The 22,194-nt window shown below is 64.9% G+C and carries 24 protein-coding genes; 14 read left to right on the top strand and 10 right to left on the bottom strand.

Annotation, left to right across the window (positions count from 1 at the left end):
- Positions 1 to 314 (top strand): hypothetical protein (locus J2Y58_RS18940; protein ID WP_310106646.1); only part of this gene is annotated, 314 nt, incomplete at its 5' end.
- A 638-nt stretch (positions 315 to 952) separates the two neighbouring features.
- Here the strand turns inward: J2Y58_RS18940 and J2Y58_RS18935 are convergent.
- Complete coding sequence (locus J2Y58_RS18935; protein WP_310106643.1) at positions 953 to 1,546, bottom strand: recombinase family protein; 594 nt, start codon at positions 1,544 to 1,546, stop codon at positions 953 to 955.
- A gap of 147 nt (positions 1,547 to 1,693) precedes the next feature.
- Here J2Y58_RS18935 and J2Y58_RS18930 point away from each other — a divergent pair, with 147 nt between their 5' ends.
- The 4 genes from J2Y58_RS18930 (at position 1,694) to J2Y58_RS18915 (ending at position 5,097) form a co-directional block, all read left to right on the top strand.
- Positions 1,694 to 3,175 carry a Mu transposase C-terminal domain-containing protein gene (locus J2Y58_RS18930; RefSeq protein ID WP_310106640.1) on the top strand — a complete coding sequence of 494 codons (1,482 nt, stop codon included), beginning with the start codon at positions 1,694 to 1,696 and terminating at the stop codon, positions 3,173 to 3,175.
- On the top strand, positions 3,175 to 3,999 hold the full coding sequence (locus J2Y58_RS18925; RefSeq protein ID WP_310106637.1) for an AAA family ATPase: 825 nt from the start codon (positions 3,175 to 3,177) through the stop codon (positions 3,997 to 3,999). The genes J2Y58_RS18930 and J2Y58_RS18925 overlap by 1 nt, the downstream gene beginning before the upstream one ends.
- Positions 4,000 to 4,028: 29 nt before the next feature.
- Complete coding sequence (locus J2Y58_RS18920) at positions 4,029 to 4,313, top strand: hypothetical protein (protein WP_310106634.1); 285 nt, start codon at positions 4,029 to 4,031, stop codon at positions 4,311 to 4,313.
- A 205-nt stretch (positions 4,314 to 4,518) separates the two neighbouring features.
- Positions 4,519 to 5,097 (top strand): recombinase family protein, encoded by a 579-nt coding sequence (locus tag J2Y58_RS18915; protein WP_310106631.1) that lies wholly within the window; start codon positions 4,519 to 4,521, stop codon positions 5,095 to 5,097.
- A gap of 11 nt (positions 5,098 to 5,108) precedes the next feature.
- On the opposite strand, the gene J2Y58_RS18910 is transcribed toward J2Y58_RS18915, so the two are convergent.
- The gene (locus tag J2Y58_RS18910; protein ID WP_041043303.1) at positions 5,109 to 5,516 is read right to left on the bottom strand and encodes a MerR family DNA-binding protein; all 408 of its coding nucleotides are present in this window, start codon (positions 5,514 to 5,516) and stop codon (positions 5,109 to 5,111) included.
- A gap of 62 nt (positions 5,517 to 5,578) precedes the next feature.
- On the opposite strand from J2Y58_RS18910, the gene J2Y58_RS18905 reads away from it, so the two are divergent.
- From J2Y58_RS18905 to J2Y58_RS18885, 5 genes are all read left to right on the top strand, one after another.
- Complete coding sequence (locus J2Y58_RS18905; RefSeq protein WP_041043302.1) at positions 5,579 to 6,331, top strand: MauE/DoxX family redox-associated membrane protein; 753 nt, start codon at positions 5,579 to 5,581, stop codon at positions 6,329 to 6,331.
- Positions 6,332 to 6,778: 447 nt separating this feature from the next.
- A complete protein-coding gene (locus J2Y58_RS18900) occupies positions 6,779 to 7,144 on the top strand; it encodes a DUF305 domain-containing protein (protein ID WP_082898374.1) in 366 nt (121 codons plus the stop codon).
- 1 nt (position 7,145) lies between these two features.
- A complete protein-coding gene (locus J2Y58_RS18895) occupies positions 7,146 to 8,585 on the top strand; it encodes a beta-propeller fold lactonase family protein (protein ID WP_310106623.1) in 1,440 nt (479 codons plus the stop codon).
- A 1-nt stretch (position 8,586) separates the two neighbouring features.
- A complete protein-coding gene (locus J2Y58_RS18890) occupies positions 8,587 to 9,096 on the top strand; it encodes an RNA polymerase sigma factor (RefSeq protein WP_058733714.1) in 510 nt (169 codons plus the stop codon).
- The gene (locus tag J2Y58_RS18885; RefSeq protein WP_058733713.1) at positions 9,093 to 9,863 is read left to right on the top strand and encodes an anti-sigma factor; all 771 of its coding nucleotides are present in this window, start codon (positions 9,093 to 9,095) and stop codon (positions 9,861 to 9,863) included. The genes J2Y58_RS18890 and J2Y58_RS18885 overlap by 4 nt, the downstream gene beginning before the upstream one ends.
- Positions 9,864 to 9,914: 51 nt before the next feature.
- Here the strand turns inward: J2Y58_RS18885 and J2Y58_RS18880 are convergent, their stop codons facing one another.
- Positions 9,915 to 10,427, bottom strand: a complete 513-nt coding sequence (locus J2Y58_RS18880; protein WP_058733712.1) for an MgtC/SapB family protein — start codon at positions 10,425 to 10,427, stop codon at positions 9,915 to 9,917.
- Positions 10,424 to 11,491 carry a molybdopterin-dependent oxidoreductase gene (locus tag J2Y58_RS18875; RefSeq protein ID WP_058733711.1) on the bottom strand — a complete coding sequence of 356 codons (1,068 nt, stop codon included), beginning with the start codon at positions 11,489 to 11,491 and terminating at the stop codon, positions 10,424 to 10,426. The genes J2Y58_RS18880 and J2Y58_RS18875 overlap by 4 nt, the downstream gene beginning before the upstream one ends.
- Before the next feature lie 146 nt (positions 11,492 to 11,637).
- On the opposite strand from J2Y58_RS18875, the gene J2Y58_RS18870 reads away from it, so the two are divergent.
- From J2Y58_RS18870 to J2Y58_RS18855, 4 genes are all read left to right on the top strand, one after another.
- On the top strand, positions 11,638 to 12,510 hold the full coding sequence (locus J2Y58_RS18870; RefSeq protein ID WP_058733710.1) for a LysR family transcriptional regulator: 873 nt from the start codon (positions 11,638 to 11,640) through the stop codon (positions 12,508 to 12,510).
- Positions 12,507 to 13,658 (top strand): TDT family transporter, encoded by a 1,152-nt coding sequence (locus tag J2Y58_RS18865; protein ID WP_058733709.1) that lies wholly within the window; start codon positions 12,507 to 12,509, stop codon positions 13,656 to 13,658. The genes J2Y58_RS18870 and J2Y58_RS18865 overlap by 4 nt, the downstream gene beginning before the upstream one ends.
- A gap of 89 nt (positions 13,659 to 13,747) precedes the next feature.
- The gene (locus J2Y58_RS18860) at positions 13,748 to 14,983 is read left to right on the top strand and encodes a molybdopterin-dependent oxidoreductase (protein WP_149683486.1); all 1,236 of its coding nucleotides are present in this window, start codon (positions 13,748 to 13,750) and stop codon (positions 14,981 to 14,983) included.
- A 14-nt stretch (positions 14,984 to 14,997) separates the two neighbouring features.
- Positions 14,998 to 15,480 (top strand): cytochrome c, encoded by a 483-nt coding sequence (locus tag J2Y58_RS18855; RefSeq protein ID WP_007406258.1) that lies wholly within the window; start codon positions 14,998 to 15,000, stop codon positions 15,478 to 15,480.
- Positions 15,481 to 15,648: 168 nt separating this feature from the next.
- Here J2Y58_RS18855 and J2Y58_RS18850 read toward each other — a convergent pair whose 3' ends face one another.
- The 6 genes from J2Y58_RS18850 to J2Y58_RS18825 form a co-directional block, all read right to left on the bottom strand.
- Positions 15,649 to 16,179, bottom strand: coding sequence for a TetR/AcrR family transcriptional regulator (locus J2Y58_RS18850; protein ID WP_149683487.1), 531 nt, complete (start codon positions 16,177 to 16,179; stop codon positions 15,649 to 15,651).
- Between the two features lie 30 nt (positions 16,180 to 16,209).
- On the bottom strand, positions 16,210 to 16,665 hold the full coding sequence (locus J2Y58_RS18845) for a hypothetical protein (RefSeq protein WP_149683488.1): 456 nt from the start codon (positions 16,663 to 16,665) through the stop codon (positions 16,210 to 16,212).
- Positions 16,662 to 18,143, bottom strand: a complete 1,482-nt coding sequence (locus J2Y58_RS18840) for an efflux transporter outer membrane subunit (protein ID WP_149683489.1) — start codon at positions 18,141 to 18,143, stop codon at positions 16,662 to 16,664. Before J2Y58_RS18840 ends, J2Y58_RS18845 begins: the two co-directional genes overlap by 4 nt.
- Positions 18,140 to 19,675 carry a DHA2 family efflux MFS transporter permease subunit gene (locus J2Y58_RS18835; protein ID WP_310106605.1) on the bottom strand — a complete coding sequence of 512 codons (1,536 nt, stop codon included), beginning with the start codon at positions 19,673 to 19,675 and terminating at the stop codon, positions 18,140 to 18,142. Before J2Y58_RS18835 ends, J2Y58_RS18840 begins: the two co-directional genes overlap by 4 nt.
- On the bottom strand, positions 19,672 to 20,961 hold the full coding sequence (locus tag J2Y58_RS18830) for an HlyD family secretion protein (RefSeq protein WP_149683491.1): 1,290 nt from the start codon (positions 20,959 to 20,961) through the stop codon (positions 19,672 to 19,674). The genes J2Y58_RS18835 and J2Y58_RS18830 overlap by 4 nt, the downstream gene beginning before the upstream one ends.
- A gap of 251 nt (positions 20,962 to 21,212) precedes the next feature.
- Positions 21,213 to 22,031 carry a hypothetical protein gene (locus tag J2Y58_RS18825; protein ID WP_164727769.1) on the bottom strand — a complete coding sequence of 273 codons (819 nt, stop codon included), beginning with the start codon at positions 22,029 to 22,031 and terminating at the stop codon, positions 21,213 to 21,215.
- Between the last annotated feature and the right edge of the window lie 163 nt (positions 22,032 to 22,194).

The raw sequence follows: 22,194 nt of genomic DNA, 5'->3' as shown, positions 1-22,194 counted from the left end.
CCCCGATCGGGGCCCTTTCCATGTCGTCATCACGCCTCGACCGCTGGCCTACTTTTACACCGCCACCGTGGCCGGATTTTGCTCCGCCGTTGACACGGAGCGTACGTCTGACGCCGCATGTCCGGCAATGGCCGACGCGACGGGCGGTAGCCGAGCGCCTAATGGTCAGCGCCGCCAACAATTGCGTCGGCAATCCGGTCGATGCCACAATCGGCATGTTGCCGGATGCCCCGATCGACGATCGTCCGGTCACGCTGGGGGACTGGCACCGTTGCTATTCGAACGTCACCTGTTGCGCTATTCGGACGCAATAGCACGCTGTCGCTGATGTTCGATCGGCTACGTGCCCTTCTGTCTCCATTGTGCCAGGGACGGACTTAATGTCTTGGTTACTAGACGCTAGTAAATTGCTATAATAACCTAAGATAAATGGATTTATATAGTATATAGCGATGATGGTTATCGAATTTTTTGTAAGAATGATTACGCTACTAGCGTCTCTAGCATTTTATATTTACATGATCGTGAAGGACGGCATGCCGTCTAGTACTATGGGGGCACTTTTCGCGTTTGTGATCATCATACCGGTTGGGTTTACTTTTACTGTATGTACGGTTTACCCGGTTGAAATTGCACTACGCCGTAAGTCCTTGATCCTATCCGTGATATCACCGCCTCTCGTCTGTATCACGATTTCTGTAATCGCATCTGCAATCTTCCGAAGCAACGCCAGTAATGCTCTTGGCAACTCCGCTATCCTAATTCTTATTGGCATGTACTGGGGTTCCGCATGGGCAGTTACTGGATTATTGTATTTTCTTGTAAAGAAATCACTTTCGGGTTACACGAAGAAATCCGGTACCGCCAACGATGTATAGTAAGCAGCAGAATGGATTGTTCATAATTGCTTCTGTTGCGGCCGACTAATGTCGGCATGTGGGCGTTTATACCATCAAGCTGCCTTTGCCGGTGTTACCGGCTGCCGCCCGAGTGTTCGATACACAGTGGGGCGCGAGATAGAGAACAGCTCGGCAAGGTCACTGATTGAGTAGTCGCCGGTGTCGTACATACGGCGCAACTCCTTCTGCTGCCGATCGGACAGCTTGGGCTTCTTTCCGCGCAGCTTCCCCTTGGCACGCGCGACAGCCATACCTTCGCGAGTCCGCATCCGGATCAGGTCGGCCTCGAACTCGGCGAAGGTTGCGAGGATGTTGAAAAACAACTTGCCCATCGGGTCGCTAGGGTCGTGGACGCTCGCGCCAAGCTGGAGTTTGATCCCACGGGCGGCGAGACCGTCCCCAATCGCGCGCGCATCCGGCACTGACCGTGCGAGCCTGTCGAGCTTGGGGACCACCAGCGTGTCGCCGCTTCGTACGGCTGCAAGCGCTTGGTCGAGGCCGGGCCGCTCCCGGTTCGTGCCGGTGAACCCCTTGTCGGTATAGATGCGATCGGCCGCCACCCCGAGCTTCAGCAGCACGTCATGCTGAGTGGCGAGATCCTGTTTGTCGGTCGAGCAGCGGGCATAGCCGATCAAGGTGTGCGTCATCGGTCAGACTGTAACGCATAACGCCCCATCATCGCAAAACATATGGTACCATCTATGTGAGACTCGGCGTTTGGCTGTTTTCCGTAACCGTTTCATGACCTGACGCGGGTCCGCAGAACGATCCTCTATCGGACAGAGGCGATTACCATGGCGGATGATCGAGGGCGGCAGATTGAAAGCGCCGAGGTCGCGAAACGCATGGCCGTGCTGCGACCGCATCTGCATGACGCGGTGCCGCTGGTAGATGCGGCCGGTCAGGCCGGCGTTCCGATCCGTACCGCCCGACGCTGGCTGGCGCGCTACCGCGCCGATGGTCCGGCCGGGCTCGCGCGCCCTCCGCGACCAGGGACGGGCGGGCGTACGTTCCCCAAGGCATTAGTCGAGCTGATCGAGGGCATGGCGCTGATGAAGCCTCCACCTTCGATCGCGACCATCCATCGCCGGCTCGCCGGCCTGGCAGGTGAACGGGGCTGGCGCACCCCATCTTACGGCAGCGTGCGCGACATTGTCCGTCGGATCGATCCGGCCATGCTGACACTGGCGCATGAAGGCGCTGCCGTTTTCCGGGACAGGTATGAACTGGTGCACCGGCATCGGGCTGACCGCCCAAACGCTACATGGCAGGCCGACCATACCCAGCTCGACATCCTGACTCTCGATGCCGGTGGTAAGCCCGTACGGCCGTGGCTGACGACGGTGCTGGACGACCATTCGCGCGTGATCGCGGGCTATATGGTCTTCCTTGGCGCGCCATCGGCGCTCAACACGTCGCTCGCGCTGAGGCAGGCGATCTGGCGCAAGGTCGAGCCAGCTTGGCCGGTGTGCGGCATTCCCGACGTGCTGCACGTCGATCACGGGTCGAACTTCACCAGCCTCCACCTCGAACAGGCTGCGGCCGACCTCCGCATCCGCCTGATCTACTCCGCCGTTGCGCGTCCACAGGGACGCGGCAAAATCGAGCGGCTGTTCCGCACCATCAACACCGAGCTATTGCCCGAGCTGCCGGGCAATCTGCACGCCGGCAAGCCGGTGTCGTCGCCCCGTCTGTCGCTACCCACACTCGATGCAGCCATCGGCGCCTACATCGTTTCGACCTACAATGCCCGCCGTCATCGCGGGATCGGCATGGCGCCCGTGGACGCTTGGCGTGGCAAGGGATGGCTGCCCCGGATGCCGGAGAGCCTAGCCGAGCTGGATGCGCTGCTGGTCATGGTGGCGAAGCCTCGCACGGTGCACCGCGATGGCATCCGCTTCGAGGGCTTGCGGTACTTCGATCCGACGCTCGCGGCATATGTCGGTGAACCGGTGACGATCCGGTACGATCCTCGCGACATGGGCGAGGTCCGCGTTTTTCACCGCAACGCCTTCCTATGCCGGGCCGTCAGTGCCGATCATGCGGGCCACAGCATAACCCTCAAGGATGTACAGGCCGCCCGCATCGCACACCGCCGTCAGCTGCGGAACGAGATCAGGGCGCGGAAGGCGCAAGTTGAGGATCATCTGCCATCCATCCTTCTTCCCGCGCGAGCCGGACCGGTCCGAGAACCGGTGCTGGAAGCTGCCTCCGTCGCAGCACCTGCTCCGGTACGCAGCAAACCCCGCCTTCGCACCTACATCGAAGGCGAGTGATGACCGACGCGGGCGCGCGCCATACTAGCTTCATCTCCACCCAGGAGCATCGTCGCTTTACCGAGTTTGCGGATGCCGTCCGCAAGCACCGTTACATTGGTCTGTGCCATGGGCCCGCCGGCGTCGGCAAAACGCTGTCCGCCCGTCGCTATGCCCGGTGGGATGGCGCGATCTCGCTACTCACCACATGGGGTGCGCGCGATCCATCCGATCTCAAAGTCTATGCCGACCTCGATCGCTCGCGCGCCGTGTTTTACACCCCCACGGTCGGCTGCGCCTTTCGAGAGCTGCGCCACGATCTGCCGCACCTCATGAGCCGGGTCGACATCTGCATCGATCAGCACGTCCGCCCCAAGTCAGGCGGCTTGCCCGACACCCGTCGCAAGCGCTCCGTCGAACTGCTGATCGTGGACGAAGTGGAGCGTCTGTCTACGACCGGGCTGGAATATGTGCGCGACCTGTTCGACCGGCATGGGGTCGGGCTGATCCTGATCGGGATGCCCGGCATCGAGAAGCGCATGGCCCGCTACCCGCAGCTTTTCAGCCGGGTCGGCTTCGCTCACCAGTACCGGCCGTTGCAGGACCAGGAGCTGACGTTCGTGCTGACGCGCCGTTGGCGCGACCTTGGGCTCGCCATGGACGACGCGGACTTCACAGATGCGCAGGCGGTCGCCGCGATCGTACGCATGACTGGGGGCAATTTCCGGCTGCTGCACCGCCTGTTCGTCCAGATCGAGCGCATCCTACGGATCAACGGCATGAATGCCATCACGGAGGAGGTGGTCGAGGCAGCACGTAGCACGCTCGTGATTGGCGTCACGTGACCCGTAGCTGCCATTCCGATGCCGTTCACTTGCAGACGTTCGATAACCTTGATGTCCGCTCCCGAAGCAGTCATTCTGACGCTATGGCTGATAGGTTACCCGCCCTCCGCAATTGGCTGTTTTGGCTCGCGCTCATTGCTTGGCTGGCAATCGCGATCCCGATCGGTCTTTTCAGCCTATTGACCCTGGAACTGCCGCTTTGGCCGTCTTTTTCGGTGGAGAGCACACTTGAAGGCATAGCCATTTGGGCAATCTTAGCAGCATGGTTCTACATCACCCCGGTCGTACTTATTGGTGTTCGCCGCCGGAGGTGAATGATTGCTCTGAAGCTGGGATGCTACTGCGCAGCCCGACTGCTTCCCAGCGCATTCAGCTGTTTCAACGTGCCATTTTTCGCTGACATGACATGCCAATCAGCGCCGACATCCACAGTCTAGCAGGCGCGGAGCGTGTATCAAAACACATTCTCGATTGCGGTTGGTCGTGCTAGGCACGTGAGATGAGTTTTGAGAAGGTGCCATGCTGATCGGCTATGCGCGGGTGTCGACCCCCGAACAGGATCTGACGCCGCAACTCGACGCACTACGCGAAGCGGGGTGTGAGCGGACCTTCAGCGACAAGGCGAGCGGTGCGAAGGCGAACCGGATCGGCTTGGCCGATGCCCTGTCACACGCTCGCGCCGGCGACGTGCTGGTGGTCTGGAAGCTCGACCGGCTCGGCCGGACGATGAAAGGCCTGGTCGATCTTGCGGCCGAGCTGGCGGAGCGGGGTATCGGCTTCCGCTCGCTGACGGACGGGATCGATACCGCCGGCACCGCCGGCAAGCTCGTCTTCCACATCATGGCGGCGATGGCGGAGATGGAGCGGGACCTGAACCGCGAGCGCACGACGGCCGCACTGATGGTGGCGAAGCGCGAGGGCAGGGTAGGCGGCCGCAAGACAGTGATGACGCCCAAGCGGCTCGAGGCGGCCCGTAAGCTCCTGGCCTCCGGAATGCCGATGCGCGAGATCGCGCCGGCGATCGGCGTCTCGGTCCCGACGCTCTACCGCCACCTTCCCGCGCCGGAACAAGAGGCGATCAGCGCGGAAGGGGTATAGCACCGACCGGATCAGTCGGCGTCGAACGCGGTTAGAATGGGGCAGGGGCCTTCCGAGCCCGACCCACATTCATGAGCAAGCCGCTGGAGTGATGCGCGGACGCGCTTCAGCTCCTGGATCTTTGCATCCAGCGCCGCGATCCGCTCGTTGGCAAGCTGGCGTGCCCGAGCGCGATCGTCGGTCGCGTCCAGCGCCACCAGTTCTCCGATCTGCTCCAACGTGAAGCCAGCGGCCTGCGCCGATCGGATGAACCGGAGCCGGCGAACATCGTCTGCTGTGTAGCGGCGAATACCGCCATTCGAGCCCGATCCTTCAGGCCTCTCCGGCGTCTCGAGCAACCCTCTGCGCTGATAATAGCGGACCGTTTCTACACCGACGCCGCCCTCGCGCGCGAGCCCCGCAATTGTCACGTCGGCCATGCCTTGACTCCGTACCATGGTACGGCCCCTATATAGGTGTCGCGAACATGGTGGAGAAGAACATGGCGACCGCGGCGCCCAAGAAGGCAACGATCTACCGCATGGTGATGCCGACGCACACCTGCCCCTACGGCTTGAAGGCAAAGGACCTGCTGCACCGACGCGGCTACGAGGTCGAGGACCATTGGCTGACGACGCGCGAGGAAACCGACGCATTCAAAGCCGAGCACGGGGTCAAAACGACACCCCAGACCTTCATCGGTGGCGAGCGGGTAGGCGGCTACGACGATCTGCGCCGGTTTTTCGGCAAGACCGTGGCCGACCCCAAGGCGGTGACCTACCGGCCGGTCGCGGTTGTGTTTGCGATGACGGCATTAATGGCGCTGGCGGCCAGCTATGCCGTGCTCGGCACACCCTTCACGGTACGCGCCGGTGAGTGGTTCATCGCCTTCTCCATGTGTGTGCTGGCGCTGTTGAAGCTCCAGAACGTCGAGAAGTTCGCGACCATGTTCCTCAACTACGACTTGCTCGCGAAGCGCTGGGTGCCATACTCCTATATCTACCCCTACGCGGAAGGCGCGGCGGGCGTGCTGATGGCGGCCGGCGTGTTGACCTGGTTGTCGGTGCCGATCGCGCTGGTGATCGGGACGATCGGGGCGGTCTCGGTCATCAAGGCCGTGTATGTCGACAAGCGCGAGCTGAAATGCGCGTGCGTGGGCGGTGACAGCAATGTGCCGCTGGGCTTCCTGTCGCTCACCGAGAACGTGATGATGGTCGCCATGGCTATCTGGATGGTGCTGGGCGTCGCGCACTGATCTGGTGCAGCGTCCCGGCGCAGCCTAGAAGGGGTCATGACATAGAACGGGCACGAAACTACGCTTAGCCTGTCGGAAAACCCATGCCGGCCCATTTCCCCACATGCTGGCTATCCGACAGGGATTATCGCCTATGTCGCGAGGGGGATACGAGCGGTTGCTTTGGTGGCACCCTCGAACGACGGCAATCAGATGTTTTCCGACAGGTTCAAGCGTCCCGTTTCCCCGTTGATCCGGCACTATTTCGGGAAAAAGCAATCGGGAACAGCATTCGGGAACGCTCGCCCCGGTGGCCCTGATCCGACCTCACGGGATGCACCGTCGTTCTCGATCAACCTTCCCAATCGGGAAGGCTGATAACCGGCTCACCCATGGAATAAACCCGGACGAGCGTCGTCTATGCTTTCAGGACTGATGCGCCGGAGGCTTATGCATAGACGAAACTGGATGCTGGGTCTGACTGCTCCGGCCCTACTTACAGGCGCAGCCGCGGCCTCCCCTGCCGATGGCTACGCCAGCATAGTGTCTGCCGCGATGGACCGGATGATGGCGGGCATGATGGTCAAGCCGTCCGGCGACGTCGACCGCGACTTCGTGGCGATGATGCTCCCGCATCATCAGGGCGCCATCGATATGGCGGTGGCGGAGCTGCGCTATGGCCATAACGAGCAGCTCAAGCGCATCGCGCAGGAGATCATCATCGACCAGCAGCAGGAGATCGCCGCCATGAAGCTGGCGATCGGTCAGCCGCTACCCCCTTCGACGCCAGCCCCGACGCAGGGCGGCGACCACCATAGCCCTATGGAGCACTGACATGATCCGGACCATCCTGCGCTCGGCCGCCTTGCTGATGAGCGCCGCACCGGGCCTCGCCATGGCCCAGCAGGCGCCGTGGAACGCTAAGGACATGCCCGTCAGCCACCGCGACCGCGTCTATGCGTCTGAACAATTCTCCAACACGGTGTCGGTGACGGACCCGGCCGACAACCGGCTGCTCGGCGCCATCAAGCTCGGCGATCCGCAGCCGATGAACTTTTCGCCGCTCTACAAGGGACAGGTGCTGGTCCACGGCCTCGGCTTCTCGCCGGACGGGAAGACCTTGGCGGTCGTGTCGATCGGATCGAACGCCGTGTCGTGGATCGACACCGCCACCAACACGGTCAAACACACGACCTATGTCGGGCGCAGTCCGCACGAGGCGTTCTTCACGCCAAACGGCAAGGAGGTGTGGGTCACGGTCCGCGGCGAGGATTATATCGCCGTGCTCGACCCCACGACGTACAAGGAGACGGGGCGCATCAAGACGCCCGGTGGTCCGGGCATGACGATCTTCTCTCCCGATGGCCGGTACGGCTATGTCTGTTCGTCGTTCAATCCGGTGCTGGCCGTGTTCGATGTCGCGACCCACGCGCAGGTCGGACAGGTGGCACAGCCAAGCCCGTTCTGTCCCAATATTGCCGCGACGCCGGACGGCAAGCAGGTGTGGTTCACGCTGAAGGACATCGGCAAGACGGTCGCATTCGATGCGAGACCACCCTTCGCGATCCTGAAGGTGCTGGATACCGGGCCGATCACCAACCATGTCAACTTCGCCCGCACGGCCAAGGGGCAGTTCGCCTATGTGACGGTCGGCGGAGAGAATGCGGTGAAGGTGTTCCGCACATCCGACTTCGCGCCCGTCGCCACCATCCCGGTCGGCAAGATGCCGCACGGTGTCTGGCCATCGGGCGACGGCCGGCGCATCTACGTCGGGCTGGAGAATGCCGATGAGCTCGCCGCGATCGACACCGCTGGCAACACGGTCGTTGCCACCGTGCCGGTCGGACAGGCACCGCAGGCGATCGCCTATGTGTCGAACGCAGTTCCGACAGGCCCCGGCACCGACAATCTCCAGCCGCTCGGCACGGCCGGCAAGGCGTTGCATCTGACCATGGGGCCGATCGGCGGCAAAGGTACAGCAAGCAGCATCACCCTCTTCGACCAGGGCATCATTCAGGTCGTGCAAAGTGCCGTTACCGGTTTGCAGCCCAAAAAGCCTTACATGCTCGTGCTGACCGCCAATGCGGACGGCAGTGGTGCGGTAGAGCCGCTTGCGAACTTCATGAGCAACCCGGCAGGTGCGGCGATCGTCAACGCATCGGGTCCGATCCGGCAGATCGTTCAGGGCAGCACCGCGACGCCCCGCCGCTTTCTGGCGGTGGCGGAGGTGGTGAACGGCGCGCCTGGACGCATCGTGCAGGTGCAGCGCGACTGAAATGGACCCTCTTGCCGCCGCGATCGAACCCCTGATCCCCGGCCTGCGCCGCTATGCCCGGTCGTGGCTGCGCGATCGGGCGATGGCGGACGACGTGGTGCAGGATTGCCTCGAGCGCGCGGTCGGGCGATGGCGACAGCGGCGCGGGGTGGAGGTTCGCCCATGGGTCTACGCGATCCTGCACAATCTGTTGGTCGACCATCAGCGGCAGCGTAGCCGGCGAGGCACAGCGGTTCCGCTCCACCTCGTGGACGACACCGCGCTCGGCCGTCCGGCCGATCAGGACACAGGCCTGCACCACCGCGACCTGCTGCGCGCGCTTGATGCGTTGCCTGAAGAGCAGCGAACGGTGCTGCTCCTCGTATCGGTCGAGGGTCTGCCCTATGCGGAGGTCGCTGCCGTCGTCGGCGTGCCGCTGGGCACGGTGATGTCGCGCATATCGCGGGGGCGCGACCGTCTGGCGACACTCCTCCGGGAGGGTGAACGGCCGCGATTGAGGAGCGTGCAATGACCAGCCCGATCGGCGAGGACGATCTGGCCGCATGGATCGATGGCAGGTTGTCGCCCGAGCGGCAGCGCCTGGTTGACGCCTACCTTAAAGGCCAGCCGGATCTGCATGCCCGTTTGCGGGAGCAGGCGGAGCAGGCGCGAGCCCTCGCATCCCTGTTCACCACGATCGCGGACGAACCCATTCCGGCGACGATGCGCGTGGCAGCGATCAGGGGACGGCAAAGGCAACCGCGTTGGCAACTCGCCATTGCCGCGTCACTTCTGCTGGCGTTGGGGTTTGGCGGGGGCTGGTCGAGCGCGCGGTGGAGCGGTGAACCCCGCGCGGGCATCGCGGCGCTGGCCAACGAGGCGAGTGACAATTTCCGTGTCTATGCCGCCGACCGGATACGACCGGCGGAAATCGGCCCCGACCAGCGCGCCATGCTGATCCGGTGGACCTCCGCCCGACTGGGTGAGCGCGTCACCATCCCGGACCTCAGCACAGCCGGCTATCGCTATGGCGGGGGGCGATTGGTCGCGACGCCTCACGGCCCTGCGGCACTGCTCCTCTACGACGGACCGCAAGCGTCGAAACTCGCGGTGCTGACGAGGCCTATGCAGATCGACAAGACCGCGAGCATGACCAGCACGTCCAGCGGGACCATGGGCCGGGTCACATGGGCGGTTGATGGGATCGGCTATAGTGTGGTGGGCGAGCGACCCGCGGCCGAGTTGCATCCGATCGCCGACGAGGTCCGGCGCCAGGCCGATGCGGCGCTGGTGTCCTGATTGCACCTTGCCGCTTCCCGACGCCGACAGGCACCGGGCGATCCAGCGGGATCACGGCTTGCGCTCGACGTCCTTCCTGTCGGCCTCGGCCGGCGTCCGGCGAGCCCGCTCGCGGATGCGGCGTTCCAGCGGCGCACCGACGAACAGGACGAGCATTGCAAGGCTCACCCCGCCGATGATGAGCGGCCACACTGCCAACCCCGCTGCCGCGCCGATCGTGGCCGTCACCCAGATGCACGCGGCGGTCGCCAATCCATGCACTTCCTGACCCTGGCCGACCCGCAGCACCGCGCCGGCACCGATGAAACCGACGCCTGTCAGAATGCCCTGCATCGCCCGCCCTGCGGCGTCGGCGTTTACATTTGGCAGGCCACTATGCACGACCGCCTGCACGGCGATGCAGCTCGCCAGACCGACCAGACCCAGCGTTCGCAAGCCCATGATCTGCCGGTTCTCGCGCGAGCGTTCCCAGCCGAGCACCATCCCGGCCGCGGTCGCCACCACCAGCCGCCCGATCGCATCGATCCAGAAGCCGATGTCCGATGCCGCTGACGCTTCGATCATTCGACCAGCACGTGGACGTGATGCCAGGCGGTGCACAGATATCCGGCGAAGTTCCACATCGTGTCCGGCCGTTCGGGCTGTCCCTGTCCAGCCCCGTCGAAGGCGCGCACGACAAGGTGCTGGCGACCTTTGGCAAGCGTGGCGTCGAGGGTCCAGCGCCGCCAACCCCAGTGCGTCTCCGGATCATCGGCGAACGTCGCCTGTTGCCACTCGCGACCACCGTTTACCGACACTTCGACCCGAGAGACGCGGCGATCATAGGCGATGGCATAGCCCTCGATCCGCACCTCCCCGGCCGGCAGGCTTTCGCCAGAGCCGGGCACGCAGATCGCGGCGTTGAGCGGCATGGCATTGATGGTCAGACCCCGGCTCCAGTCGACGGTGTCGCTCGTCACATCGGCGGGAAACAGCTTGTAGTCGTGCGCCTGGATCGGTGCGTCGGAAGGCATGTCTCGCACCTCGATCCGTGTCAGCCATTTGGCGCTGCGCACGCCGGCATAGCCCGGCACCACCATGCGGAGCGGTGCGCCGTGTTCGGGCGTCAGCGGCTCGCCGTTCATCGCCCAGACGAGGAGGACGTCGGGCTGCCGCGCCTTGCTCATGGCGATCGATACCCCGAACAAGGCTTCCTCGCCCTCCACGTCCACCTCGTCCGCGCCGGTGAACGCCACGAACAGGTCGGACGCATCAGGTGCGCCGACCGCATCGAGCACATCGGCCAGGCGTACGCCGGTCCACTCTGCATTGCCGATCGCGCCGACATCCCAAGGATCACCCGACGTTTTTCCGACCTGCTGGAGGTCAGTGCGCCGGTTGCCGGCGCACTGGAGAACTGCCGTCACCGTCCGCGTGGGGAACGTAGCTTTCAGTTCCTCTACCGAGAAAGAGCGGCTCGCCATGCCCGTCCCGCTCACCTCGATCCGATGATTGGCGGGCAGATCCGGCACTGGCCCGTGGCTGCGCACGTAGAACAGCGCCTGCGGCGTCAGGAACCGCTCGATCAACGCACTGGGCGTCGGCTCGGCGTTGTAGGGATCGGATTTGCGCTCGATCATATCGGTCATGGACGAACAAACGCCGCAAGCGCGCGGATCGCTTCAAGTCTTCAAGACCATCACAGACGAAAGGCTGCCGATCGTTCCGATATCCAGATTGGAATGAGCAGATCAAACGGTTGGTCGTATCGATCAGATTGCGCGATATAAGCTGCATGACCCTGGAGCAGCTCAGAATCTTCGTCGGTGTCGCCGAGCGCGAACACGTTACAAAGGCAGCGGAGGTGCTGAACGTCACGCAGTCTGCTGCCTCCGGCGCGATTGCTGCCCTCGAAGCGCGCTACGGGGTTCCTCTGTTTCACCGCGTCGGGCGTGGCATCCAGCTGACCGAAGCAGGCCGCGGCTTTCTGGAGGAAGCGCGCGCGGTGCTGGGGCGGGCAGCGCATGCCGAGACGATGCTGGCGGACTATGCCGGGCTTGCCCGTGGTTCATTGCGGATCGTCGCCAGCCAGACGATCGCGAGCTACTGGTTGCCGGCAAAGCTCGCCGCCTTCCACGAACGCCACCCGCAGATCGCGGTTGAGCTCGCGATCGACAACACCGAAGGTGCGGCAGCGCAGGTCCTGAGCGGCGCGGCGGAACTCGGCTTTGTCGAGGGCGAGGTGGACGAACCGGCACTCGCCCACTGGACTGTCGGGCGTGATCCGATGGTGCTGGTCGGCCGCGAGGACGCCGAACGTGTCGACGAGGCCTGGCTGCGCACTGAACGCTGGATCGTCCGTGAGCTGGGATCCGGTACGCGCTCGACCTTCGAGGACGTGCTGCGAACGCGCGGGTTTGATCCGGCCCAGCTGACGATAGCGATGACGCTGCCGTCCAACGAGGCGGTGCGTACCGCGGTCGAGGCCGGTGCCGGCGTTGCCGTCTTGTCGCGATTGGTCGTAGCTCGTGCGCTCAAGGCCGGTGACCTTGTCGAGCTGCCGCTCGGGCTGCCCGACCGCGCCTTTCACGCGCTGCGCCACAAGGAACGCTATCGCACCCGCGCGGCCGACGCGCTGACGGACCTCATCAAGGAGCAGGTCGCATGACTGCCGACACGCACTCCGTTCTGAGCGGCCTCAAGCCGCTCAGCCGGCTCGATCATCCCCGCGAGATGATCCGTCAGTTCACGCCCAACTGGTTCGCCGCGACGATGGGCACGGGCATCCTTGCCCTCGCGCTGCCGCAGGTGCCCGGCATCGGGCCTTCGCTTAAACCCGTCGGCGAGGTGTTGTGGTTCTTCAATATCGCACTCTTCGCGCTGTTCGCCGGCCTTTATGGTGCGCGCTGGGCGATGTTCGGGCACGAGGCGCGGCGCATCTTCGGGCATAACACCGTGTCGATGTTCATCGGCACCATCCCGATGGGCCTCGCGACGATCATCAACGGCTGCCTCGCCTTCGGCATCGCACGGTTCGGGAATGGCATCGTACCGGTCGCACACGTCCTGTGGTGGATCGACGTCGCCATGTCGCTCGCCTGTGGCGTCCTGATCCCGTACATGATGTTCACCCGTCACGAGCACAGCCTGGACGGCATGACCGCGGTATGGCTGCTGCCGGTCGTCGCTGCCGAAGTGGCGGGCGCCAACGGCGGGCTGCTCGCGCCGCATCTGACCGATCCTCACGCGCAGCTAGTCACGCTTGCAACCTCCTATGTGCTGTGGGCCTATTCGGTGCCGGTCGCGTTCGGCATCCTCGCCATCCTCATCCTGCGCATGGCGCTCCACAAGCTGCCGCATGAGAGCATGGCGGCATCTTCCTGGCTGGCGCTGGGACCGATCGGCACGGGTGCTCTGGGCATGCTGGTGCTCGGGGCGGACGCGCCGGCGATCCTCGCGGCGCACGGGCTGGCCGGTGTCGGTACCGTCGCGGAAGGGATCGGCGTTGTGGCCGGACTCTGCCTGTGGGGCTTCGGCCTGTGGTGGCTGGCGCTCGCGACGCTCATCACCATCCGCTACTGGCGCGCCGGCGTCCCGTTCAACCTGGGCTGGTGGGGCTATACCTTTCCGCTCGGCGTCTACACCGTCGCCACCTTCCGCCTAGGCACGACGCTGAACCTCGGTTTCTTCGGTTTCGTCGGCACGGTGCTGACAGTCGCGCTTGCGGCGATGTGGCTGCTCGTCGGCGCCAAGACGCTGGCCGGCGCATGGCGCGGCAACCTGTTCGTCTCACCCTGCATCGCCACCCCGAACTGATCCGCCATGATGATCGGATCAGTCGGTCCGATCACTTGCGAAACGCCCCTTCGATCCGCCAGCGTGGCTGGCCACAGGAGAGCCTTGTCATGGACAATTTCGACGCCGGACTGGCGAGTGAGACCAGCCGTCGCCGCTTTCTCAGGCATGCCGCGCTCGGTACCGCCGGCCTTGCCGCCGCGCCGGCACTGGCGCAGCAGCTCGTCGACCTGAAGCTGCCTGGCGGCAATGCCGAACGGCCGATGACCAGCGCCTTTCCCGGCAAGGGCAGCATGATCCTCCAGCGTGTCCATCCGCCCTTGCTGGAAACGCCGATGGACGTGTTCGACAAGTCGGTGTTCACGCCCAACGACCAGTTCTTCGTCCGCTGGCACTGGGCCGACATCCCGACCTCGATCGATGTCGAGACTTTCCGCCTCAACGTCTTCGGCCACGTCAATCGGCCGCTGTCGATCAGCCTCGCTCAGCTGCTGCGCCTTCCACGGGTCGAGATGGCGGCGGTGAACCAGTGCTCGGGCAACAGCCGCGGGCTGTTCCAGCCGCGCGTCGCCGGCGCGCAATGGGGCAATGGCGCGATGGGCAACGCCAAGTGGCTCGGCGTTCGCCTGCGCGACGTGCTCGACCTCGCCGGGGTCAAGGCAGGCGCGGTGCAGGTGCGCTTCGGCGCTCTCGATCAGCCGGTCGTGGCGGGCGCTCCTGACTTCGAGAAGGCACTCGACATCGACCATGCCCGCGACGGCGAGGTCATGATCGCCTTCGGCATGAACGGCGAGCAACTGCCGCTCCTCAACGGCTTTCCCTGCCGGCTGATCGTGCCGGGCTGGTACTCGACCTATTGGGTCAAGATGCTGAACGCGATCGAGGTACTGCCCGGCCCTGACGACCAGTATTGGATGGCCAAGGCCTACAAGATCCCCGCGACACCCGGCGCGAATGTCGCGCCCGGTGCCAAGGACTTCCCGACCGTACCGATCAATCGCATGATCCCGCGTAGCTGGATGACCAGCCTGCCCGATGGTCAGGCGATCGCCTATGAAGCGTCGATCCCGGTCGGCGGCATCGCAATGGGCGGCGATTGCGGCGTCGCCAAGGTCGATGTGTCGTCGGACGGTGGCCGCACCTGGTACAGGACGACGCTCGGAGCGGACGAGGGCAGGTACAGCTTCCGGCGCTGGGACGGGCGGGTGCCGCTGAGACGCGGGCCTAACCCCATCATGGTGCGCTGCTGGAACACCAACGGTGTCGCTCAGCCGATGAAGCCGATCTGGAATCCCGGCGGGTTCATGCGCGGCAACATTGAAACCACCACCATCATCGCGGCCTGAGGAGCGAGCAAATCATGAAGACTCCGTCTCCCGGCATGATGGCTGCTGGCCTGATCGGCCTGACCGGCATCATCCTCGTCTCGATCGGCGCGCCGAGCAGCCGCAAGGCGCCCGTTCCGATCTCCGAGATGTCTGAGCCGGCACCGGCCGCCAGCGTGTCAGCGCGCGGCTTCTCGCTTGCCTCGACCAGCGTCGACCTGCCGGCCGACGACGCGACCTACCCCGACGGTCCGCACGCCGACGTCATCAATGCCAATTGCACCTCGTGCCACTCAGCCAGCATGGCGCTGACCCAGCCTGCGCTATCGGCGGATCAGTGGAAGGCGACCGTCACCAAGATGCGTGAGGTGTATAAGGCGCCAGTGGCCGAGAAGGACGTCGATGCGATCGTTGCTTATCTCACCGCTATGCCGAGCCAGAAGGTGGCACCCGCGACCGGCAAGGCGCAGGACCCGGACCCCAAAGTGGCTCCTGATGTCTCAGGTGGAACCGGCTAACCGATCTACTTCCATAATCCCGAAATACCATCCTAATGGGATAGGACCGCAGAGCCTTGGGGTGTCATTCCGCCCCTGCCCGTACCGTCCACTGGCGCGCCATTCTCCAACATCCCCATCTCCGACCGGGACGACGAGGAGCCTGCTGTACGTTGCATTAGCCTCTCATCAGGTTCCAGCCAGCCCCTTCAGAATTAGTGACAGTCGGTGTTCAAGCGCGTCCTTCTGCGACGCCTGTCGATCCAGCCGCCAGTCCGATCCCGCCATCCGGCAAGCCACCATCACATCGTAGCCAGTGACGTCTTGACGGATCAGGCCAAGCGCTTGAGCGCGCTCGAGTGACGGGGCGATGACCGCGATGATCTTGTCGCCATTGCTTTCCGCTTCGGCGTATTCAGGCAGTTCCGGCATGGCGAGCAGATAGCGATCGTAGATGGTCGTCATGTCGGTCAGCATACGCAGAAAGGCGAGTGGGGCGATGTCCGGCACCGCCAGCGCTTTCGCCATCTCCTCGAGCTCGAGGTCGAGCACCGCGATGTGCAGCTTCGCGCGATCGGGAAAATGCCGGTAGAAGGTCGCGCGCGTCACGCCGGCCGTGGCACAGATTGCCTCGATCGATGCCGTGCCCCCCGCTTCCTGCATGGCCAAGCGACCAGCGTGCAGCAGGCGCAGATAGTTCGTCTCGGCATCACGTCTCATGGCGTTCTGGTCCCCGGTGCGGTTCGCGGATCAACCGCCGCCCGATCCGCCGCCCGTGCCGGCACCCGCACCGGAGGTGCCGCCCTGTCCGCTCATGCCGCCTTGCCCGCCCATCGCACCGCCCGAGGGGGCGGACTGCAATCCTGCTGGCGGGACGCTGCCCGACGTCGCGGCCCCACCGCCGCCTTGCGCCCCCGATACGAGGCCACCCCCGGACGTTCCGCCCTGCTGTGGCGCTGCCTCACTGCCAGCGCCCGCAGCACCAGCCGCCCCGCCGACCGCGCCGTTCGCGGAGGAAGACATCGCCGACCCGCCGCCGGAGCCCGTGCCGCCCGGCCCGCTGCCCGCTGCGTAGGTCGTTGCCAGTTCGGCATGGGTCGGGATGGTCTGCCCCTTGGGTTCATCGTCCAGGGGATCCGAGCACCCGCTGGCGAGCAACAGCGCCAGCACCGACCCGCCCGAAAGCATCCACGTTCGTCCGGTCATGCGCCTTTCTCCCGTTCAACGGCCGGCACGACGCGCCAGCCTCCGCCGAGCGCCTTTTGCAACCCGATCCAGTCCACCGTCACCTGTGCCCGCGCATTGGCGGTGAGCGTCTCGGCTTCGGCGAGATCGCGCTCGGCCGTCAGCAGGTCGAGCAGGCCGACCAGTCCGGCGCGATATTGTTCCTCCAGCACCGTTCGCGCACGTCGACGTCGCTCCACGGTGCGTTCCGCCAGTACCAGCCGTTCGCGGTTACGCGTCGATGCGACGAGTCCGTCCTCGACTTCGCGGAACGCGCCCAGCACCGCCGAGCGGTAGCGCGCCAGCGCCTCGTCGACATTGGCGCGCTGGCGCTCGACCTCGGCGCGACGCCGCCCGCCGTCGAAGATCGGCGCGGTGAGGTTCGCGCCCAGCGAGAACAGCGTGCTCGCCCATTCCAGCAGCCCGCCGGTGCGTATGCCGCCATAGGAAGCATTGAGCGACAGGCTGGGATAAAGGTCGCGCACCGCGCCCGCTTCCGAATGGGTGGCGGCGGCCAGCTCGCGCTCGGCCCGGCGGATGTCGGGGCGGCGCAGCAGCAGCTCGGACGGCATGCCCGTCGCTACAGTGGCGCTGGCGGGAATGGGCCTGACCGGGGAGAGGGTGTCGCGCAGCGCCGCCGGCTCGCGCGCGGCCAACACTGCCAGCCGCTGCGCCGCCTGTGTTTCCTGCATCCGGAGCTGTGGAATCTGCGCCTCGATGCCGAGCACTTGCGCGTCGGTCCGCGCGGTGTCCGCCTCCGTCACAAGCCCGGCGCGCTCCTGCTCGCGGGCCAGCGCCTGCGTGCGGCGGGCGATCGCCAGGTTGCGGTCCAGCACCGCGAGCCGCGCCTGGACCTCGCGAACGACCAGATAGTCGCGCGCGACCTCGGCGGCGAGGCTGGTGCGGACGTCCTCGATGTCGAAGCCTGCCGCGGCGACCCGTGCATCTTCCGCCCGGGTGCGGGCGCGATTTGCGCCGAACAGATCTACCTCCCAACTCGCGTCGAAGCTCGCCTGGTAGAGTTCGAAGGCGGAGCCCGGGATATCGTCGATGCCCAGGGTGTCCGTCGATCCGCCCGCACCGCCGCCCCCGGCCTCGCCGAGATTCAGTTTGGCGCTGCCGCTGCCGGTCTGCTGCCGCTGCGCCGCGCCGGTGCCGTCGAGCGTAGGCAAGCCCGCTGCGCGGGTCACGCCGCGCTGCGCGCGCGCGCGGCGCAACCGGGCCCGGGCGGCGTCGAGGTCGAGGTTGCGCGCCAGCGTGTCAGCGACAAGCGCGTCGAGCGTCGGATCGCCGAGCTGGATCCACCAACGCTCCAGCGCCCCTTCCGCGATCGCGGCGGGCAGCGGCGCGTTGGCGTAGGGGCGCGCCAGCGCCGTGATAGGGGTGGGCTCGGCATAGCGCGGGCCGGTGGCGCAGGCCGCCAGCGTTAGCAGCGGCAGCAGCATGATCGTACGGTTCATGCTTCCTGATCCTCCGGGCTCGGCTTGCCCTTCAGGAAGAAGAGCAGGGGCAGGCAGGCGGCGATGGCGCACGCGATGATGAAGAACACGCCCTGGAAGGACAGCACCGCGGCCTGCGTGTCGATCGCCTGGCTGAACGATTCCGCGGAACCGTACTGCCGCAGTGCCTGCTGGTATTCGTCGCGCCAAGGCGAGGCGTAGGGGACCAGCTGCTCGCGATAGCTCTGCTGCCCCCGCTCCAGCATCGTGACGGCGAGCGCGGTCCCAACCGATCCCCCCATGTTCACGGCGATGGCCATGAACGTCCCGGCCTGTTCGCGCAGCTTGCCCGGCACGCCGATATAGCTCTGGCTCTGGAGCGGTGTGTAGATCAGCCCCACACCCAGCTGCTGCGCGATGCTGAAGCAGACGATCTGCGAGAAGCTGAGGTCGGGATAGATGTGGCTCGACAGATACATGCCGATGCCGACCGAAACGAAGCCGACGCCGACGAGATGACGGGTGGCGACCTTGCCGGTCAGGAAGCCGGTGACCGGCAGCAGGAACAGCACGGGCAACGCGCCCAGGCCGAGCACCAGCCCGGCGGTGGTGGAGTTGTAGCCGAGCTGCTGTTGCAAGAGCAGCGGCACGATCGCCGGCGTACCGAACAGGGTGGCACCGGTCACGAAGATCAGGACCACGGCGATCGCGGGATTGCGGTTCTTGAACAATCGGAACTTCACCACCGGATCGCGCGCCAGCATCTCCCAGATCGGCCAGAGCAGCAGGCAGGTTATGCCGATCACCGTCGCCCAGAGGATGGAGGACGTGGCGAACCAGTCGTTCGTCTGACCCCGGTCGAGCACGTAGGAGATCGAGGCGAGCCCCACCGCGCCGAGAAGGAAGCCGAACCAGTCGAGACGCAGGCCCTTGGCGCGACGCTTCCTGGTCGCGTTGCGAACGGCGGGAGGATCGTTGAGCAGCAGGATGCAGCCGGTCACGGCAGCGATCCCGGTGGGTACGTTGAGCCAGAAGATCCAGTGCCACGACGCGTTCTCGGCCACCCAGCCGCCATAGACGGGGCCGATCGCCGGCCCGAGTACCACCGCCATGCCGTAGAGCGCGAACCCCAGTCCGCGCTGTTCGGCCGGCAGCGTGTCGGCGATGATCGAACTCTCGCTCGCCGCGTTTCCGGCCGCCGCCATGCCTTGGAGGATGCGGAAGAAGATCAGGCTCTCGATGCTCCACGCCATGGCGCACAGCGCCGAGGCGATCGTGAACGCCGCGACGCAGCAGATGTAGAACGGCTTGCGCCCGAAATAGAGCGACGCCCAGCCTGACAGCGGCAGGATCGCGGCCTGCGCCACCAGATAGCCGGTCAGGATGGTGTCGCTGGACTCGGGCGAGGAGGCGAGGTTGCCCGAGATGGTGTTCAGCGCGACCGCGAGCCCGGTCGAGTTCATCGTCTCGAAGAGGGTGCCGAAACTGACGATCCCGGCGATCAGCAGCGGCGGGACGCCGGGCTTGGCCGCCGAACGGGGCGTGGCGCTCACGGCATCACCTTGACGCTCGCCGTCACCGACAGGCCGGGAACGATGTCGGCGTTGGCGGGGAAGTCGCGGAACGCATCGTCGCGGAAGCGGATCTTGACCGGCACCCGCTGCACCGTCTTCACCCAGTTGCCGGTCGCGTTCTGCGGCGGCAGCGCGGAGAACTGAGCGCCGGAACCGGCCTGGAAGCTGTCGACGTAGCCCGCCAGTTTGAAACCCGAGAAGGCCGATATCGTCAGCTCCACCGCCTGACCGCGACGCATCAGGCGCAGCTGATCCTCCTTGAAGTTCGCCTCCACCCAGCGCGCCGGGCCGACGATCGCGGCGAGCGGCTGGCCGGGCGACAGGTAATCGCCCGGCTCGATGTCGAACTGTGTCACCCGGCCGGCGATCGGAGCGACCACCGTCGCGTCGCCGCGACGCAGCCGCGCGTTGGCCAGGTTGGCCTCCGCCTGCCGGACACGCGCCCGGGCGGCGACGATATTCGCCTCCGCCTGACCGATGCCTGCCGCTTGCGCGCGGACCGTCTCGTCGGCGGCGCGCGCGGTCTCGAGCGCTGATCGGGATGATGCGAGCGCGCGGTCGCGTTGCTGCTCGGCGACGGCACCCTGAGACAGCGAAGCGTAGCGACGGTATTCGCGGTCGGCCGCAACCGCTTCCGCGTCGCGCGCGCGGGCGGTGGCACCTGCCTGGCGGACCTGCGCACGGGCGGACACAAGCGCCGCCTGCGCCTGAAGCACCGCGGCACGCGCGCTTTCGACCTCCGCCTCCGCCTGCCGCAGCGCGACCTCATAGCTGCCGACGCTGATCGCGGCGAGCGGCTGTCCCGCCCTGACAAGCTGGTTGTCGACGACGAACACGCGGGTCACGTTGCCGGACACACCGGGGGACAGTCGTGCGATGGGGCCGCGAATATAGGCGTTGTCAGTCGACTGCCACTTGCGCGCTTCCAGCCACCACAACACAGCGCCGATGATGGCCAACACCAGCAGGACAAGTACGGCAATCGCGATCAGCTTGTGCTTCGGCTCATCCAGCCAGGCGCTGGCCTTTTCCTTGGCCGATCGATCGTCTTCGTCGTCGTCCTGATCGCCGTCGCCATCCTCGGCGTCGTCGTTCTCGCCATCCTTTTTCTTGTCGGCGTCGTCGTCGCGATCCGCTTCGGAGTCACCCGAGGTGTCATCATCCGACGCGTTGCGCTTTCCATCGGCATCCTCCTGGACTTCCGAACCGGACTCACTCGGCTGTTTCTGTTCGCGATCGCTGGTCGCGCTGTGATCTTCACTCAACCATGCCCCCTCTGCCAGCCCGGCTCCCCATGGCCCCTCTAAAACGAGACAATGGTGTGCGTTTGCGACGTAACTCTCCGCAGGCAATTCTGCTCCAGGCTAATTCAATTTTTTGAAGCGCGTGACACACGGGCGTGAGCAGCATCGCGCATCTTAGGTGCCGTTGAAGGCCTGCTTGGGCGCCAGCAGTCAAAGCGAAGTTAGCGATCAACGGCTTTTTCAACAGCCACGATCGTTTGATGGACAGGCCATCAATCGTCGTGTTCGACGAAGGATGGGGGGTAGCCTCGCGCCATCATGGCAAAGCTCGGATCGCCTTCGCTATGGACCGCAAGCACGTTCTGCGCGGGCAACGGCTGAGTGGTGTAAAGGTCGAAGCCTCCACTGTCCGGGACGCAGCCAAGCATCCTGCCATATGCTGCGACAACCGCTTGGGCGGCATCGTAGGCGTGGCGGGAATACGAAAGAGGTATGGCAACCTCCAACACGCGTGCGCGTCCGATACGCTTCAATATCGTCTGCAAGCTCTCGTCTTGCTGCCAGAAATAGGCGGCTTCTCCGCCCCAACTTTCTACCAGTAGCTCCACGCCGCCATCGTCGACACTATGAGGGTACGATACCGCCCAAAACTTGCCCGAGCGGGAAGCCCGCTGATCGCTTTGATAGGGACTGTCGGCAAACAGCTTATCAGCGATCTCCGCGCTGAAGCTACCGGCCTCGACCTCTGCGTCTAGCCGCGCGCGAAAGTTGGCAAGGCTGGACGGATAGATGCCGTCGCTGCGTATAATCTCGACTTCCCGATCAGTCATGCGGGTGTAGTGCCAAGCGCGGATCGTGCGCAGCTCCATGAGCGGCATGACGATATACTCTTTTACCCGAATGAACATGCTCGCGAAGGCGTTCTCGGGGTAAGCTCCGGTGTGGTCGGAAGCCTCACGCTCAAGCCATTGTCGCCTGTCGGTCGACATATAATCCCGGATCAGGTCGGCATAGGCGTCGAGTTTACCGCGTAGCTCGGCGTCGAATGTTTCGACGTTCCAGACATCAATGATCGCATCGGGCAGGGTCATGCTCATGCAGTCGTGTAATCGGGTTTCGACCCGCTCCGCGATACCGGGGTCCGGTGAGAGGCTGGTCAAAAACGTACGCTCTCATGACTGCCATCCGAGACGCTGGCCGAGTTTACTCCTTCGCTGGCCAGGAAGCCAGCGTCGCATTGACCTTGGCGGGTGT

Source organism: Sphingomonas sp. BE138, assembly GCF_031456125.1.
Classification (GTDB): domain Bacteria; phylum Pseudomonadota; class Alphaproteobacteria; order Sphingomonadales; family Sphingomonadaceae; genus Sphingomonas.
The sequence above is the reverse complement of the archived record's forward strand: the minus strand, read 5'-3'. Positions and strand labels throughout refer to the sequence as shown.

What these genes read in the sequence shown, in the direction of transcription:
- J2Y58_RS18925 (WP_310106637.1), top strand. Translation starts at nt 3,175, where the DNA reads ATGACCGACGCGGGCGCGCGCCATACTAGCTTCATCTCCACCCAGGAG.
- J2Y58_RS18935 (WP_310106643.1), bottom strand. Translation starts at nt 1,546, where the DNA reads ATGACGCACACCTTGATCGGCTATGCCCGCTGCTCGACCGACAAACAG.
- J2Y58_RS18900 (WP_082898374.1), top strand. Translation starts at nt 6,779, where the DNA reads ATGCTGGGTCTGACTGCTCCGGCCCTACTTACAGGCGCAGCCGCGGCC.
- J2Y58_RS18915 (WP_310106631.1), top strand. Translation starts at nt 4,519, where the DNA reads ATGCTGATCGGCTATGCGCGGGTGTCGACCCCCGAACAGGATCTGACG.
- J2Y58_RS18825 (WP_164727769.1), bottom strand. Translation starts at nt 22,031, where the DNA reads ATGACCCTGCCCGATGCGATCATTGATGTCTGGAACGTCGAAACATTC.
- J2Y58_RS18840 (WP_149683489.1), bottom strand. Translation starts at nt 18,143, where the DNA reads ATGAACCGTACGATCATGCTGCTGCCGCTGCTAACGCTGGCGGCCTGC.
- J2Y58_RS18860 (WP_149683486.1), top strand. Translation starts at nt 13,748, where the DNA reads ATGGACAATTTCGACGCCGGACTGGCGAGTGAGACCAGCCGTCGCCGC.
- J2Y58_RS18910 (WP_041043303.1), bottom strand. Translation starts at nt 5,516, where the DNA reads ATGGCCGACGTGACAATTGCGGGGCTCGCGCGCGAGGGCGGCGTCGGT.
- J2Y58_RS18880 (WP_058733712.1), bottom strand. Translation starts at nt 10,427, where the DNA reads ATGATCGAAGCGTCAGCGGCATCGGACATCGGCTTCTGGATCGATGCG.
- J2Y58_RS18890 (WP_058733714.1), top strand. Translation starts at nt 8,587, where the DNA reads ATGGACCCTCTTGCCGCCGCGATCGAACCCCTGATCCCCGGCCTGCGC.
- J2Y58_RS18845 (WP_149683488.1), bottom strand. Translation starts at nt 16,665, where the DNA reads ATGACCGGACGAACGTGGATGCTTTCGGGCGGGTCGGTGCTGGCGCTG.
- J2Y58_RS18865 (WP_058733709.1), top strand. Translation starts at nt 12,507, where the DNA reads ATGACTGCCGACACGCACTCCGTTCTGAGCGGCCTCAAGCCGCTCAGC.
- J2Y58_RS18855 (WP_007406258.1), top strand. Translation starts at nt 14,998, where the DNA reads ATGAAGACTCCGTCTCCCGGCATGATGGCTGCTGGCCTGATCGGCCTG.
- J2Y58_RS18885 (WP_058733713.1), top strand. Translation starts at nt 9,093, where the DNA reads ATGACCAGCCCGATCGGCGAGGACGATCTGGCCGCATGGATCGATGGC.
- J2Y58_RS18850 (WP_149683487.1), bottom strand. Translation starts at nt 16,179, where the DNA reads ATGAGACGTGATGCCGAGACGAACTATCTGCGCCTGCTGCACGCTGGT.
- J2Y58_RS18895 (WP_310106623.1), top strand. Translation starts at nt 7,146, where the DNA reads ATGATCCGGACCATCCTGCGCTCGGCCGCCTTGCTGATGAGCGCCGCA.
- J2Y58_RS18870 (WP_058733710.1), top strand. Translation starts at nt 11,638, where the DNA reads ATGACCCTGGAGCAGCTCAGAATCTTCGTCGGTGTCGCCGAGCGCGAA.
- J2Y58_RS18875 (WP_058733711.1), bottom strand. Translation starts at nt 11,491, where the DNA reads ATGACCGATATGATCGAGCGCAAATCCGATCCCTACAACGCCGAGCCG.
- J2Y58_RS18905 (WP_041043302.1), top strand. Translation starts at nt 5,579, where the DNA reads ATGGCGACCGCGGCGCCCAAGAAGGCAACGATCTACCGCATGGTGATG.
- J2Y58_RS18930 (WP_310106640.1), top strand. Translation starts at nt 1,694, where the DNA reads ATGGCGGATGATCGAGGGCGGCAGATTGAAAGCGCCGAGGTCGCGAAA.